This is a genomic window from Acinetobacter septicus, from assembly GCF_019355975.1.
In the GTDB taxonomy this organism is placed as follows: domain Bacteria; phylum Pseudomonadota; class Gammaproteobacteria; order Pseudomonadales; family Moraxellaceae; genus Acinetobacter; species Acinetobacter ursingii.
In genome coordinates, this window is record NZ_CP079898.1 from 2424427 (window position 1) to 2438291 (window position 13865).

The following is a 13865-nucleotide window of genomic DNA, read 5'->3' on the forward strand; positions in this document are numbered from 1 at the left end:
CTATAATTTGTACAGGTTAAATTCAGCGTAATAAGATGATGAATGCTATAGAACGTCGCTCAACTTTTGCATTAAGCAGTATCTTTGCCCTGCGAATGTTGGGATTGTTCATGATTATCCCCGTGTTTTCTATCGCAGGTCAGTCTTACCAATATGCAACACCTGCGTTGATTGGCTTGGCTGTGGGTATTTATGGTCTAAGTCAGGCGATTTTACAGATTCCATTTAGCCTTTGGGCAGACCGTTTTAGCCGTAAACCTCTCATTATTTTAGGGCTGGTACTTTTTGCACTAGGTGGTGCCATTGCCGCAATGTCTCATACTATTTACGGTGTGATTATTGGACGTGCGATTGCAGGCGCAGGGGCTGTGTCAGCCGTGGTCATGGCACTTCTGGCCGATGTTACCCGAGAGGAACAGCGGACTAAAGCCATGGCGGTGATGGGCATGAGTATTGGTCTGTCTTTTGTTATCGCGTTTAGCTTAGGGCCGTGGTTGACCAGTCAGGTGGGCATCTCTGGTTTATTTTGGGTCACCACGATCATGGGAATTGCAGCCATTTTTATGTTGCTGCTGGTGCCGAAAGTCACTCGACATCATCGTAATTTTCGTCAGGGTTATCTGGCTCAGCTCAAACAAGTCATCCAGATGGGCGATTTAAATCGATTACATGTTTCGGTTTTTTCACTGCATTTACTGCTGACAGCCATGTTTATCTATGTACCATCTCAATTGATTGAGTTTGCCAATATTCCTTTAGCTAAACACGGTATGGTGTATTTGCCGCTTTTGGTGATTAGTCTGCTTTTTGCGTTTCCTAGTATTATTGTCGCGGAAAAATATCGCAAAATGCGCGGAATTTTTCTAACCGCAATTTTGGGCATTATTGCAGGTTTACTGATCTTAATTTTTGGCTATGAGTCCAAATATATTCTGTTATTAGGCTTGGGTTTATTTTTTATTGCCTTCAATGTCATGGAAGCACTGTTACCCTCATGGTTATCCAAATCTGCGCCGCTTCAGTCTAAGGCCACCGCGATGGGGATTAATGCCAGTAGCCAGTTTTTAGGGGCATTTTTTGGGGGGGTGCTGGGTGGTCAGCTTTTAATGTTACATAATACTTCGCTTGGTTGGAGTATTTTGGCTGGCATTGCTATGATCTGGTTGCTGATTAGTTTTGGTCTGGCGCAGCCGCGATATTTATCTTCGATCGTATTGCCCTTACCTGAATTAAAACAAACAGATGAATGGACTTCAAAACTATTGGCGATTCGTGGTATTGAAGAAGTGGTGGTGATGGCTGAGCAAAAAGTAGCGTATATTAAAGTTGATAAGCAGGTGATCGATGATACTGGGCGACAACATTTAACGCACTTGATAGGTTCAGAGGTAGCCATTTAAGCATAACTCTTATAAAGTAAAACACAGAAATACATAGGAAGAAATTAGCTAATGCGTGGTGTGAATAAAGTTATTTTAGTTGGTACTTTAGGACGTGATCCAGAAACCAAAACTTTTCCAAATGGAGGTTCACTGACTCAGTTTTCAATTGCGACCAGTGAATCTTGGACAGATAAAAATACAGGTGAGCGTAAAGAGCAAACCGAATGGCATCGTATTGTCTTGCATAATCGTTTAGGGGAAATTGCACAGCAATATTTGCGTAAAGGATCAAAAGTTTATATTGAAGGTTCTTTGCGTACTCGCCAGTGGACGGACCAAAACGGACAGGAACGCTATACCACTGAAATTCGTGGTGAGCAAATGCAGATGTTGGATTCTCGTCAGCAAGGGGATCAGGCAATGGGCGGTGGCAATGATTTTAATCAGCCACGTTTTAATAATGCTCCACAACAGTCTGGCTATGGTCAAAATAATGGCTCTAATCAGGGTAACTATGCCAATAATTCTTCTGGCGGTTATGGCAATGCGGGCAACAATAATCCAGGCGGTTTTGCGCCAAAAGCACCTGCTGCACCAGCGCCTTCTGATTTGGATGATGATTTACCGTTCTAGATCATATAACTAAATATTGTGCTTAATTATAGTAAGAACCTGATTGAGATCAGGTTCTTATTTTTTTGTCTTAAAAAACTGTGGTAAAAGCCACTATTAATTTGGAGTTTTAGTCATGGATATTTTTGACTAGCTCAAATTCGTTAGAAACAGTGTTATATTGATTTTAAATGATTTCTTAGCTTAATTTTGAATCTTTCTATCCGTTATATAAAGAATACTCTTCGACTACGGCGGCTAAATGCTGCACACCCTCAGATATTTTATCTAAAGCAATAGAACCAAAACCCAAACGTAATCTGGGTGCTAAAGGTTTGGATAAGAGCTTTGATATAAATTACTTGACCATATTGCTCCAGACTTTTAAGCGTAGGAGCGGTCGTTTTTTTCACCAAAACTTGGGCATCATCTTCTTCAATAATGATGCTATCGAATAGCTCCGCTTTTGCATAAATTTTGATACTTTTACGCCAGTTAGAAGCTTATTGTCTAATTTCTGCTTGTACATTCATTGAATTGTCGTGCTCAATAGTCGATTAAAACTGACCACTTCAGTTGAAAAAGTTTTTCTTGTTTGGGGTGATTCGCATTTATATGTAAATATAATCTGCATCTTTCGTCAAATTCAATGATAAGCACCCAATCTTAGAGTTAATGCAAGTGGGAAATTCGGCATTAGTTTTTATGACTTTAACTTTTAATTTGATGTTGCCTTAAGATCGTAAAAAAAGGAGTGGTAATCTCAATTTCACTAGGAAGTTCTAATTGATATAAACGTTGCACTTCATTTTGCTGAATGCCCAAATGTCCTAAAAGAGTTTTAATCACCAAGCCAAGATAATGTTGATCGACTGTTTCGGTCAGCATAGTTTCTAAAGAGTAATAGACTGACCCTAAAAACATATCGCGGGTAACACGATAGTCTTCAATTTTGATATGCCCGAGTTCATCTGCTTTTTTCAGATCACGTGTTAAGAATTTCGCAACATTTCGATCACGCACAACGTATCTGGGGCCGACACTGGTAATCAGCCTGCCCCACACTGGATAGTGCATGGCAGAACGCAAATATAATCGGGTCGCGATAGTTACACGCTCAATGGGGTGATTAAGTACCGCAATGATGGGTTCAATAATTTCAAGAACTTCATCACTCATATTCATTGAAATTTCAGTCAGTAACTCATTGGTGGATAAAAAATAGTTATAGAAAGTGCCTCTCGATACGCCTGCATATTTTACAAAATCATCAATCACTAAAACTTTTTCGGGTGAGCTCTGACAATATAAGTCGAGGGCAGACAGCATTAAGTGACTTTTCATTTTTTGTTTTTTTTCTAAAGCAACTTTATGGCGATGGTTCGACAGTTTTTTTTGTTCCGTCATTGAATAACTCACATAAAGCAAAAAAGATATTTTTAACGCTTTTGAATTATAAGACAAAAAACCATAAATCACAGTAAGCCTTAAACATTCAAGGCTATTGTTCACATTTTTATAAAAATAAGTACTTAAAAATCAGAAGAGTAAAGCCTTATTGCGATGAGTTGATCAAAAAATGATTGACAGCAAATTCATTTAGAATAATTATGATGAAATGTCATAATGACAAAATGTCAATAAAGGGAATTTTAGCATGAAGCTAGTACGATTTGGCGCCAAAGGACAAGAAAAGCCAGGGATTATCGATGCGCAAGGTCATATCCGTGATGTCTCTTCAATCATTCCAGATTGGAATCCTGAATGGTTAACCCCTGAAAAGCTGTCACTGATTAATCAATTGTCGTTAGACATCTTTCCAATAGTAGATTCCACTGAACGCTTAGGTACCCCAGTCACTGGTGTCCGTCAATTTGTTGCAATCGGTTTGAACTACCGTGAACATGCCAAAGAATCAGGTTTAGATCTTCCAACTGAACCCGTAGTTTTTCAAAAAGCCATTACTTCTTTAAGTGGACCATTCGATGACATTGAACTGCCACCCAATTCGGTTGCGACGGACTGGGAGCTTGAACTTGGCTTTGTATTAAGCAAAACGGCAAAGAATGTCCCACAATCTGAAGCATTGGACTATGTCGCAGGTTATTGCTTGGCAAATGACGTTTCTGAACGTGATTGGCAACTTAAACGAAATGGGCAATGGAGCAAAGGCAAAAGTTTTGAGACTTTTGGTCCCATTGGTCCATGGTTAGTGACTCAAGATGAATTGACGGATCCGCAAAGTGTCCAATTTTCATTGAAGGTCAATGATGAAGTGATGCAGTCTGCAAATACCAGTGACATGATTTTTTCGGTTGCTGAAGTGCTGTCTTATTTGAGTCAGTTTATGACTTTATTACCAGGTGATGTTGTTATTACGGGAACACCCGCAGGTGTAGGTGGTGGCATGAAGCCTCCTCGTTATCTGAAAAAAGGAGACGTCGTCACGATTGAAAGTGATGTACTTGGTCAACAAAAACAGGTCGTTGTTTAATGTAAAAACAAATAAAGATTTCTTGATGGATTGAGAAATTTTAAAAAGCGAGGAATACGCTGTGTTAAATCATCATTACAAGCGAGCGGGTCAGCTTGCCATTCATTCTGTCTGGGAATTTGTTTTTAGTGTGCCAGACTTACAACAAGCTTATGACTTTTATCAGGCTTTTGGATTAAATGTCAAAAGATCATTAGCCAATGATTATCTTGAGCTTTATACCTACGGTCATGAGCATCGTTGGGCACGTGTTTATCGAGGCGGTGATAAAAAAAGGCTGCAATGGATTAGCTTTGGTATTTATCCAGAAGATCTGGATGCGTTTAAACAGCGTATTCAAGATCAAAATATTGAAACCATTGCGCCGCTAGAGACCTCTGATCATCCATCCATCTGGATCAAAAATCCAGATGGATTGGCACTGCAAATATGCGTTTCGGAAAAAGTATCACCCGACCAAAAATCACAAGTTATTCATCCTGTTGAGTCTTCATTGGTAGGTCGTGCATCCAACCGAAAGGCGATTACACAGGTTCAGCCGACGCATTTGTCACATATTCTCACCTTTACACAGGATTTTGATCGCACATTGCAATTTTATATTGATGTGTTGGGGCTTCGAGTCTCAGATCAATCCAGTGGTTTGGTGGCATTTTTGCATGGCGCGCATGGAAGTGACCATCATCTGCTGGCTTTGTCAAAATCAGATGGTTATGGATTGCATCATTCAAGCTGGAATGTGAATCGCATTGATGATGTTGGTTTAGGCAAACAGCAAATGGAACATGCGGGATACCATCAAGGTTGGGGCTTGGGTCGCCATGTTCTGGGATCAAACTATTTTTACTATGTTCGTGATCCATGGGGAAGTTACGCAGAATATTCACACGATATTGACTTTGTGCCGCACACCCATGATTGGCCTGCCGCTGATCACCCTGTCGAAGATTCAATGTACGTATGGGGACCAAATCCACCACAGGATTTTGTAAAAAACTACGAAACAACAGCCCCTATATTTTAAAAGGATTTAAATCATGGAAATTCAAAAAACGGATGTCATCATTGTAGGTTTCGGTCCAGTTAGTGCAGTACTGGCCTTAAATCTGGCTAAAAAAGGTCATCATATTACGATTTTTGAACGCTGGACTCAGCGTTATCATTTACCACGCGCAATCTGTATAGATCATGAAATGCGCAGAATGCTACTGACGTTAGGTTTGGAAAAACCGCTTGAATCGATTATCCAACCGGGACAACTTTACCAATGGGTCAATGCCGATTGGAAGGAACTTATTACCATTGACTGGACTAAAGAGTCTATTTCAGGAGGTTCAGAAGTCAATTTTATTCATCAACCTTCTTTTGAAAAGCTGATTGATGAAGAGCTTCGAAAATTATCAAATGTTGATATCCATTTGGGTTATGAAGTCGTGGAAGTTTCACAAGACGAGCATCATGCACAGGTAGTTTGTAAAAATCTAGAGACAGATCAGCTCGAAGAATATTCAGCACGTTTTGTTGTGGGAGCAGATGGTGCCAATAGTCTGGTTCGTCAAAGTATTGATGCCGATTGGTTTAATAAGGGTTTTGCTGCCGATTGGTTGGTGGTGGATATCATTCCGCATGGAGATGCCAGTCATAACATTCCTAAAGAAGCCATTCAGCATTGTAATCCTGAACGACCAACCACGATTGCGCCAGCAGGGATTCATGACGGTGCATATCTGCGACGTTGGGAGTTTATGCGCTTACCCCACGAATCGGTCGAAGATATTGAAAATGAAGTAAAGGTTTGGGAGCTACTTAAACCTTGGGTCACGCCTGATCAGGCGACCTTAATTCGTTTTAAACTGTATAGCTTCAAATCACTGATTTCACAAAAATGGCGTCAAGATCATATTCTGATTGCAGGTGATGCGGCTCATGTCATGCCACCATTTATGGGGCAGGGAATGTGTGCTGGCTTTAGAGATGCATGGAATCTAACGTGGAAAATTTCAGGCGTACTCAATGGTGATTATGAATCTAACATTCTAGATACCTACTTTGAAGAACGAAGTCCGCATGTCAACGATGTGATTGAGCTTTCGATGTTTTTAGGCAAAATAATTTGCGTTTCTGATCAGCAAGAAGCCCAGCAGCGTGATCAGGCTTTCTTTGATGGCCTTGTCCCTCCAATGCCAGATTTTCCAGAGTTAACACAGGGAATTTTGGCTCAGCATCCATTATTTAATCCACAACAACTTGCTGGGAAGTTATCTCCACATGCTTATTTACAATGTGGAGAACAAACACGTCGTCTAGATGATTTGATTGCAGGACATTTCAGTCTTCTCACTATACAAGCTATTGCGGAGGATGTGAGGATTCCTGAAGGTTTGGTCGTAGTTGATTTACTGGATAAACAGTCATCAGATCGCACGCAATTTATTGTCAACTTCATGCAACAACACCATATTCAAGCCATGTTAATTCGCCCTGATTTTTATATTTTTGGTGCGGTTGAACAGCGTCAGCAGATTGGCGATTTGATTGAATATTTTGAAGAAACTATGCAGCAATATCGCACTTCAGCCGATTATGCGCTGGCTTGAATAAGGACATGCCATGAGAAAAGTATATGCAGATGCCGAAACAGCTTTGGCGGATATTGTAAAAGATGACATAACGATTGCAGTGGGTGGTTTTGGAATTTGTGGTATTCCCGAAACGCTGATACGTGCATTACGTGATAGTGGAGTAACAGGGCTGACCTGTATCTCAAACAATGCAGGGATGAATGATTACGGTCTAGGCATGTTATTACAAACCCGACAAATTAAAAAAATGATTGCTTCGTATGTTGGAGATAATCAGGAGTTTGAACGTCAATTATTAAATGGCGAGTTAGAGGTTGAATTAACTCCTCAAGGCACACTTGCGGAAAAATTAAGAGCAGGCGGTGCAGGGATTCCTGCATTTTATACCCGAACTGGGGTCGGAACGATAATTGCTGAAAATAAAGAAATACGTGAGTTTGATGGAGAACAATATTTACTGGAACGATCTCTAACCGCAGACATCGCATTGGTTAAAGCCTATAAAGCAGATCGAGCTGGTAATCTGATCTTTAGAAAAACAGCAAGAAACTTTAATCCCGACTGTGCGGTAGCAGGCAAAATTACCATTGCTGAAGTTGAGAAATTGGTTGAGGTGGGAGAGTTGGATCCTGATGAGGTGCATTTGTCGGGCGTATATGTACAACGAATCGTACACAATCCTAATCCCGAAAAACGAATTGAACAGATGATGTTAAAGCACATTGCAGGAGTCTTCGCATGAGTTGGTCAAGAGAAGAAATGGCACAACGTGCTGCCAAAGAACTGCAAGAAGGTTTTTATGTCAATTTGGGCATTGGTCTGCCGACCTTAGTCGCAAACTATATTCCTGATGAAGCCGAGATTTGGCTGCAATCTGAAAATGGATTATTGGGCATGGGAGAGTTTCCTACAGAGGAAACGGTGGATGCCGATTTAATCAATGCAGGCAAACAAACGGTGACCGCGAAGCCGGGTGCATCTTTTTTTGGGAGTTCAGCTTCATTTGCCATGATCCGTGGTGGGCATATTGATGTCGCCATCTTAGGCGGTATGGAAGTATCAGAGCAGGGTGATTTGGCGAACTGGATGGTGCCGGGTCATAAAGTTAAAGGGATGGGTGGTGCGATGGATTTGGTGGCTGGGGTCAAAAAAGTCATCGTTCTGATGGAGCATCGTGCAAAATCCGGTCAATCGAAACTACTTCAGCAATGTCGACTGCCTTTAACGGGTAAAGCGGTGGTACAGCGTGTAATTACCGATTTAGGGGTCATTGATATCACACAAGAAGGATTTAAGCTCGTTGAATTAGCCCATGACGTTTCAGTCGAAGAAATTTTGGCAGCAACAGATGCCAACCTACTTATAGAAGTGTGCACAGCATAAAGCCAAAGTGTTTCAGACAACATAAAACAAAAATAGTGACGATAGCCTTTAAGCGAGATAGGACATCTTGCAGGTTATCTCACGTGTGAAAAAGGGAATCTATCATGTTTAAAAATAAACGTAATCTATGCTGTGGTCTTTTACTGACTGTAATGAGTATAAATAGCTATGCAATTGAAAATGGCTCGGATTCTGCTGCTTTAGGTGCAGAAGGTACGATGGCAGGCAATTTACCCCCTAAAGGTGTTTATCTCATTACTTATTATCAGAATTATCATGCAGACAAAATGCTTGATCAACATGGAAATACGAGTGTTCCAGATTTCCATCTGGATGCAAATGCTTTAGTGGCACGGTTGGTATGGATGACGGATCAGAAACTGTTGGGCGGACAATTGGGATTTTATGGTATCCAGCCCTTTGTGGATGTTCGATTATCAGCAGCGGGATTTTCAGATAGTAATAAAGGGCTTGGAGATTTTGTCTTTGCACCTTTATTGGCATGGCATCATGGTAATCACCATTGGGGCGTGGCGCTTGAAAATGTTTTTCCTACTGGCGACTATGATAAGAACAGTCCTAAGCCTGTTATTGCCAATATCAGTAAGAATTATTACACCTTTCGGCCGATGTTTGCCTATAGCTATATGACGGCTTCAGGTTGGGATCTTTCTACCAAAATGTCCTATAGTATCAACGAGAAAAATGATGATACCCATTATAAATCAGGGGATTATTTTGCATTTGATTATAATTTGAGTTATCAGGTCAGACCTGATCTGACACTGGGCTTACAAGGATACGCATTAAAACAGTTCACAGACGATAAGCGTGACTTTGTTAAGGTTCAAGATAGTAAGGCCCAAGTCCTCGCTTACGGTCCAGCGGTTTCTTATCATCCATCCAGACAGTGGTTTTTAGAAGGCAAGTATTTATTTGAAGATCAGGTTGAAAACCGCACTAAAGGTGGTTCGACATGGCTGAAATTTGTTTGGAGTTTTTAAGGGATATTGAGGTTTTTTGGTTAAAAATAGCGGAGAGTAAAATCGAATGACCATAGTTTTTTACTCTCCGCTAGAGCTTCGCATTGGTGTGAATGGGCTGCCAAAGTTGATGTCGATTGTTATGAAATTAATATTCGAATTCTTCAAAAGGCACAATATATCTCGACAGTGAGCGTGAGCTTCGCTGCGGAGCTGATGATCTGAGTTATTCATGTGGATGTGGTTTAAACAATGAGCGGATTCAAGTGACAAATATAACAGTAAAAAAAGTTAGCGATTCATTCATTTGATATTTAACAATTTAAGCTCTTTTGTATGCAATGATTCAAAGCTTCTTCAACACAAATAAATTATTTCATTAATTTGCTCTTCGTTGCGATCCTATAAAAAGCTTTTGCATGAGCTGAAACAAAAAGACAAAATAACTTAAATTGATATAGACAGGTCGTTCTGGTAGCCTTTTTTGATCAATAATAAGGCCACTTACAATAATGTTGAATCATATTTTTGGCATTCTTGACCAACTGGGATTTAACCAACAAAAACGTGCAATCAGTATTCAATTTTCAAATCAAGAACTGAATCATCAAGTCATGTTGCAACGCATTGACGGTTATCATGCCATGAATGAAGGTCTCTCTGCCGAGTTGATTTGCCTCTCAACCAATCCTTATATTCCGCTCAAACAATTTATAGGCTGTCAGGTTGCAGTCGACCAAGTTACCGATATAGGGCAACTGTATCGAACCACAGGCATTATCACAGGTGCCAGTCAGGGACAAAGTGATGGTGCACTGAGCCTGTACCGTCTCACCTTACAAGATGCCACGAGTCTATGGCATAAACGCCGTAATAGTCGTGTCTTTATGAGTAAAAGCGCGATTGAAATTATTGAAATCATCTTTAAAGAATGGCAGAACAAAAGTCCGCTGTTTGCAGCCAGTCTCAAGCTCGACAGTAGTGGACTCAGTAAAGACTATGATATTCGTCCATTTTCCATGCAGTCCAATGAGAGTGACTACGCTTATTTAACACGCTTAATGCGTGAGGAATCTATCAACTGGTTGATTGATGAAGACAGTTATTTGGTTGCTGTACAAGGGCAAGAAATTCAAGCACAAAAACTTCGCCTCATGGATGACAATAGCTACTTTCAAGCATTGCAACGCCGTTCCATTCGTTACCATCGTAGTAATGCCACCGAACAACAAGACAGCATCACCAGTTTTATCGCACAACGTCAACTGCAACCGACCGCCATATATGTGCAACGTTGGCAAGCCGATAGCTTAAGCCAAGAAGATGCTAGTGGCTCAGTCTTAAGCACCCATCAACATAGTCAACAACGTGATAACGAAAGCTTAAGTCTGGAACAGGCATGGAATATTTCTCCAGCATGGATCACAGATCTGAATGGTGAAGACCAAGCCACTACTTCGGGCAATAGCCAACTCGAAAAACTTAATAAACAATTGAATCAATATCAAGCATTACAAGCCAAATCATTTATTGCGCGCAGCAGCGTACGCGATACCCAAGTTGGATACTGGTTCCAACTTATTGATCATCCTGAATTAGAGAAAAACCATAGTCAAAATGACAAAGAATTTCTGATTCTGAGCAAACGTTTTTACAACCAGAATAATCTCCCTAAAGACATCCACAACCAAGTTGAACAACTACTCAGCCTGAGCCATTGGCAAAGCAGCAAAGACAGCCAACAAGAACGCCAAGCCAATGAAATGACTTTAGTACGCCGTAGCATTGATGTTGTACCAGAATATGATCCACTACAACATCGTGCGACTGCTCATGTGCAACGCGCCAGAGTTGTGGGTGCACAAGGAGAAGAAATCTATGTCGATGAATGGGGACGTATTAAAGTCCGCTTTCTCTTTACCAGAAATGAAGACCATCAACACGATGGTGGCGCAGGCAGGAATGACAGTGATACTGATTCCGCATGGGTGGATGTCCTGACTCCATGGGCGGGTGAGGGTTATGGCGTTCGTTTCTTACCCCGTATCGGGGAAATCGTGGTGATCGACTTCTTTGACGGCAACATTGACCGTCCCTTTGTTACGGGAAGAATCCATGAAGCCCAACGCTCACCGACTAAGTTTGATATCAAAGGTCAACTGCCTGACACCAAAAAACTTAGCGGTATTCGTTCCAAAGAAGTCGGAGGAGAAGGCTACAATCAACTTCGTTTTGATGACACTACAGGACAAATCAGTGCGCAGTTACATAGTAGCCATGGTGCCACGCAATTGAATCTTGGCAACTTAAGTCACCCTAAACAAGGTGCGACAAGTGATGGTCGTGGAGAAGGGTTTGAATTAAGGACGGATGATTGGGGCGCAATTCGGGCTGCAAAAGGTTTATTTCTTGGCACAGACATACAAAGCAATGCCGAGGGTAAGCAGCTCGATATCGATATTGCAATCCAACAGCTTGAACAAGCCTTAAATCAAATCAAGGTGTTACAAAAAGGCGCAACTCAGGCAAAGGCTGATCCTAAAGATGGTTATATGCGTTATCCAAGCTTAAAACAGCAACTTGATGACCAACTGAAGAGTATGGCTAAGCCGAATATTTTAATCAGTACCCCTACAGGGATAGCAGTAACTAGCCCTAAAAGTCATAGTTACAATGCTGGTGAAAGCATCACAATGATTGCGAATCAACAAATAGATCTGAACAGCATGGGGCAACTGACAGCAAATAGCGTCAGCGGTATAAGTCTATATGCTCAACAAGGTGGTCTGAAAGCTTTAGCTAATCAGGGGGAAGTACAGATTCAGGCGCAAAATGATGCATTACAACTGGCTGCCTTAAAAGATATGTCAATTACGAGCAGTCAGGGTTCAATTACCATCGCAGCACAAAATGAAATAACGCTAGGAAATAAAAGCGGTGGTTATATTAAGATCAAATCTGACGGTTCAATTGAAATAGGTAGCCCTGCGATTGTCGAAGTTAAATCTCAAATCTTTAATACTTTGGGCGCTGCTACGCTCAATCTTCCTTTACCTGCCTTTCAAAATGTATTGACTTATAACGAGGTCTTTAAAGTATTAGATCCGGCGGGTAACGTAATTAGCAACCTGCCTTACAAAATTACAGGATCGGATACTGAAATTATAGGTGAGACTGTCGATACTGGTCATTCGACCAAAGTGTTTTCTCAGGCTGAACAGCAAGTCCAGTTCGAGCCTGTTTGGTATGAACTCATGGATGAAGATACAGAGCAAGAATGATTTTAGCTGAATGAGAGAAGAATGTGACCCAGACAAGTACAACCAATCAAAATCAGGACTCATGCAAAAATATTTCTGTTAATTGTGACCACATGTGGTCAATGGCACAGCAATTTGCTTATGTGCGACTGTCTAATAAAAAAGATGGAAATAAAATAGTTTTATCAAAAATTTACAACACGCGTGCCAAAAGAATTGCGGCAACCTATGCACGCTTTTATTTGGAAACCGAAGTTGGTGGTAACCCTAAACTTAAAGGTCGTTATTATTGGATGGCTTTGGGTGCTTTTGCTAGCAAAACAGTTGCCTGCTCTTTGGCTGATCCACGAGTTGCAGTGTTAAGTACTGTGAACGAAGGATTGGGTAAAGGTAATTTCTGGTTATTTATGGATATTGTATGTTGGCACTGGTATTGGAATAACTATAAAAGCAGTTTTAACATTTGCCAATTACAACGAGGTGCGGATCAGTGTGTACCAGAGGTCAGGGCAGTATTGGCAAAAATGCCGTGGGCGGAAGAAGCCCTCCCTAAAATTAACAACTTAAAATCTAATCCGAATATTGAAGAAGGCATGGAATTGGTACAAAAGTTTGAGGAGGAAGCAAATCAAACTCGACGCCCTTCAATTCAATTCAAACACCTGATGGCAATTGCCAAGCATGAACAAGGTAATGTGTTACAGCCTTTGATTTATGAAGATAAAGATTTTGCTAAATGGGTCGGTAGACAACGCTGGCCAGGGGTAAAGCAGGTATCACCAACGCTCAAACTGGTTTTTTCTCATGCATGTAGTACCGATGACTCGAGACTAGAGTCGGTTGCTCCAGATGATACTGTTTTGGAGAACTTTGCGAGTAGGATGAAATGGATTACAAGTGCCGCTAAGCAATTTCATGGGTTAATGCAAGGAGCACAGTTCCAAAGTGATATCACCTATATGGAAAATGAACTCAAGACCATCGCGGGTTGGGTGGACTATAAAGACTTATTTGAGTAATCAAACTAGGTTTAACTACAAAATTTTGACCAATAGGATTTGCAATGAAAATGATAAGGCACTTAGTACAGTCATGCTTACTGTTGTTCTTCCTACTCTTAACAGCTTGTAGTAATGACCATTTACCACGTGACAATGGAAATAAAAAAA

11 protein-coding genes are annotated in these 13865 nt (G+C 40.9%); 10 read left to right on the forward strand and 1 reads right to left on the reverse strand.

The genetic code is table 11. From position 1 onward, the window contains the following. Positions 1 to 35 precede the first annotated feature (35 nt). Positions 36 to 1400 carry an MFS transporter gene (locus I6L31_RS11555; RefSeq protein WP_010588969.1) on the forward strand — a complete coding sequence of 455 codons (1365 nt, stop codon included), beginning with the start codon at positions 36 to 38 and terminating at the stop codon, positions 1398 to 1400. Positions 1401 to 1451: 51 nt separating this feature from the next. Continuing rightward, entirely contained in the window at positions 1452 to 2015 is a 564-nt protein-coding gene (gene ssb, locus I6L31_RS11560) for a single-stranded DNA-binding protein (RefSeq protein ID WP_004991990.1), read from the forward strand. Positions 2016 to 2705: 690 nt separating this feature from the next. Here the strand turns inward: ssb and I6L31_RS11565 are convergent. Next, positions 2706 to 3401 (reverse strand): TetR/AcrR family transcriptional regulator, encoded by a 696-nt coding sequence (locus I6L31_RS11565; protein ID WP_010588970.1) that lies wholly within the window; start codon positions 3399 to 3401, stop codon positions 2706 to 2708. Positions 3402 to 3651: 250 nt separating this feature from the next. On the opposite strand from I6L31_RS11565, the gene I6L31_RS11570 reads away from it, so the two are divergent. The 8 genes from I6L31_RS11570 (at position 3652) to I6L31_RS11605 (ending at position 13715) form a co-directional block, all read left to right on the forward strand. Then, positions 3652 to 4488 carry a fumarylacetoacetate hydrolase family protein gene (locus I6L31_RS11570; protein WP_005000955.1) on the forward strand — a complete coding sequence of 279 codons (837 nt, stop codon included), beginning with the start codon at positions 3652 to 3654 and terminating at the stop codon, positions 4486 to 4488. Positions 4489 to 4549: 61 nt separating this feature from the next. Further along, on the forward strand, positions 4550 to 5512 hold the full coding sequence (locus I6L31_RS11575) for a VOC family protein (protein ID WP_005000957.1): 963 nt from the start codon (positions 4550 to 4552) through the stop codon (positions 5510 to 5512). Positions 5513 to 5525: 13 nt separating this feature from the next. Continuing rightward, a complete protein-coding gene (locus I6L31_RS11580; RefSeq protein WP_005000958.1) occupies positions 5526 to 7085 on the forward strand; it encodes a bifunctional 3-(3-hydroxy-phenyl)propionate/3-hydroxycinnamic acid hydroxylase in 1560 nt (519 codons plus the stop codon). A gap of 13 nt (positions 7086 to 7098) precedes the next feature. Further along, entirely contained in the window at positions 7099 to 7812 is a 714-nt protein-coding gene (locus I6L31_RS11585) for a CoA transferase subunit A (protein ID WP_005000960.1), read from the forward strand. Further along, complete coding sequence (locus I6L31_RS11590) at positions 7809 to 8453, forward strand: CoA transferase subunit B (protein WP_005000961.1); 645 nt, start codon at positions 7809 to 7811, stop codon at positions 8451 to 8453. Before I6L31_RS11585 ends, I6L31_RS11590 begins: the two co-directional genes overlap by 4 nt. 104 nt (positions 8454 to 8557) lie before the next feature. Further along, positions 8558 to 9457 carry a SphA family protein gene (locus tag I6L31_RS11595; protein ID WP_005000964.1) on the forward strand — a complete coding sequence of 300 codons (900 nt, stop codon included), beginning with the start codon at positions 8558 to 8560 and terminating at the stop codon, positions 9455 to 9457. Between the two features lie 491 nt (positions 9458 to 9948). Continuing rightward, positions 9949 to 12717: a type VI secretion system Vgr family protein gene (locus I6L31_RS11600; RefSeq protein ID WP_005000965.1), complete on the forward strand. Its 2769-nt coding sequence runs from the start codon at positions 9949 to 9951 to the stop codon at positions 12715 to 12717. Between the two features lie 92 nt (positions 12718 to 12809). Next, complete coding sequence (locus I6L31_RS11605) at positions 12810 to 13715, forward strand: DUF2515 family protein (RefSeq protein WP_035271563.1); 906 nt, start codon at positions 12810 to 12812, stop codon at positions 13713 to 13715. Positions 13716 to 13865 lie beyond the last annotated feature (150 nt).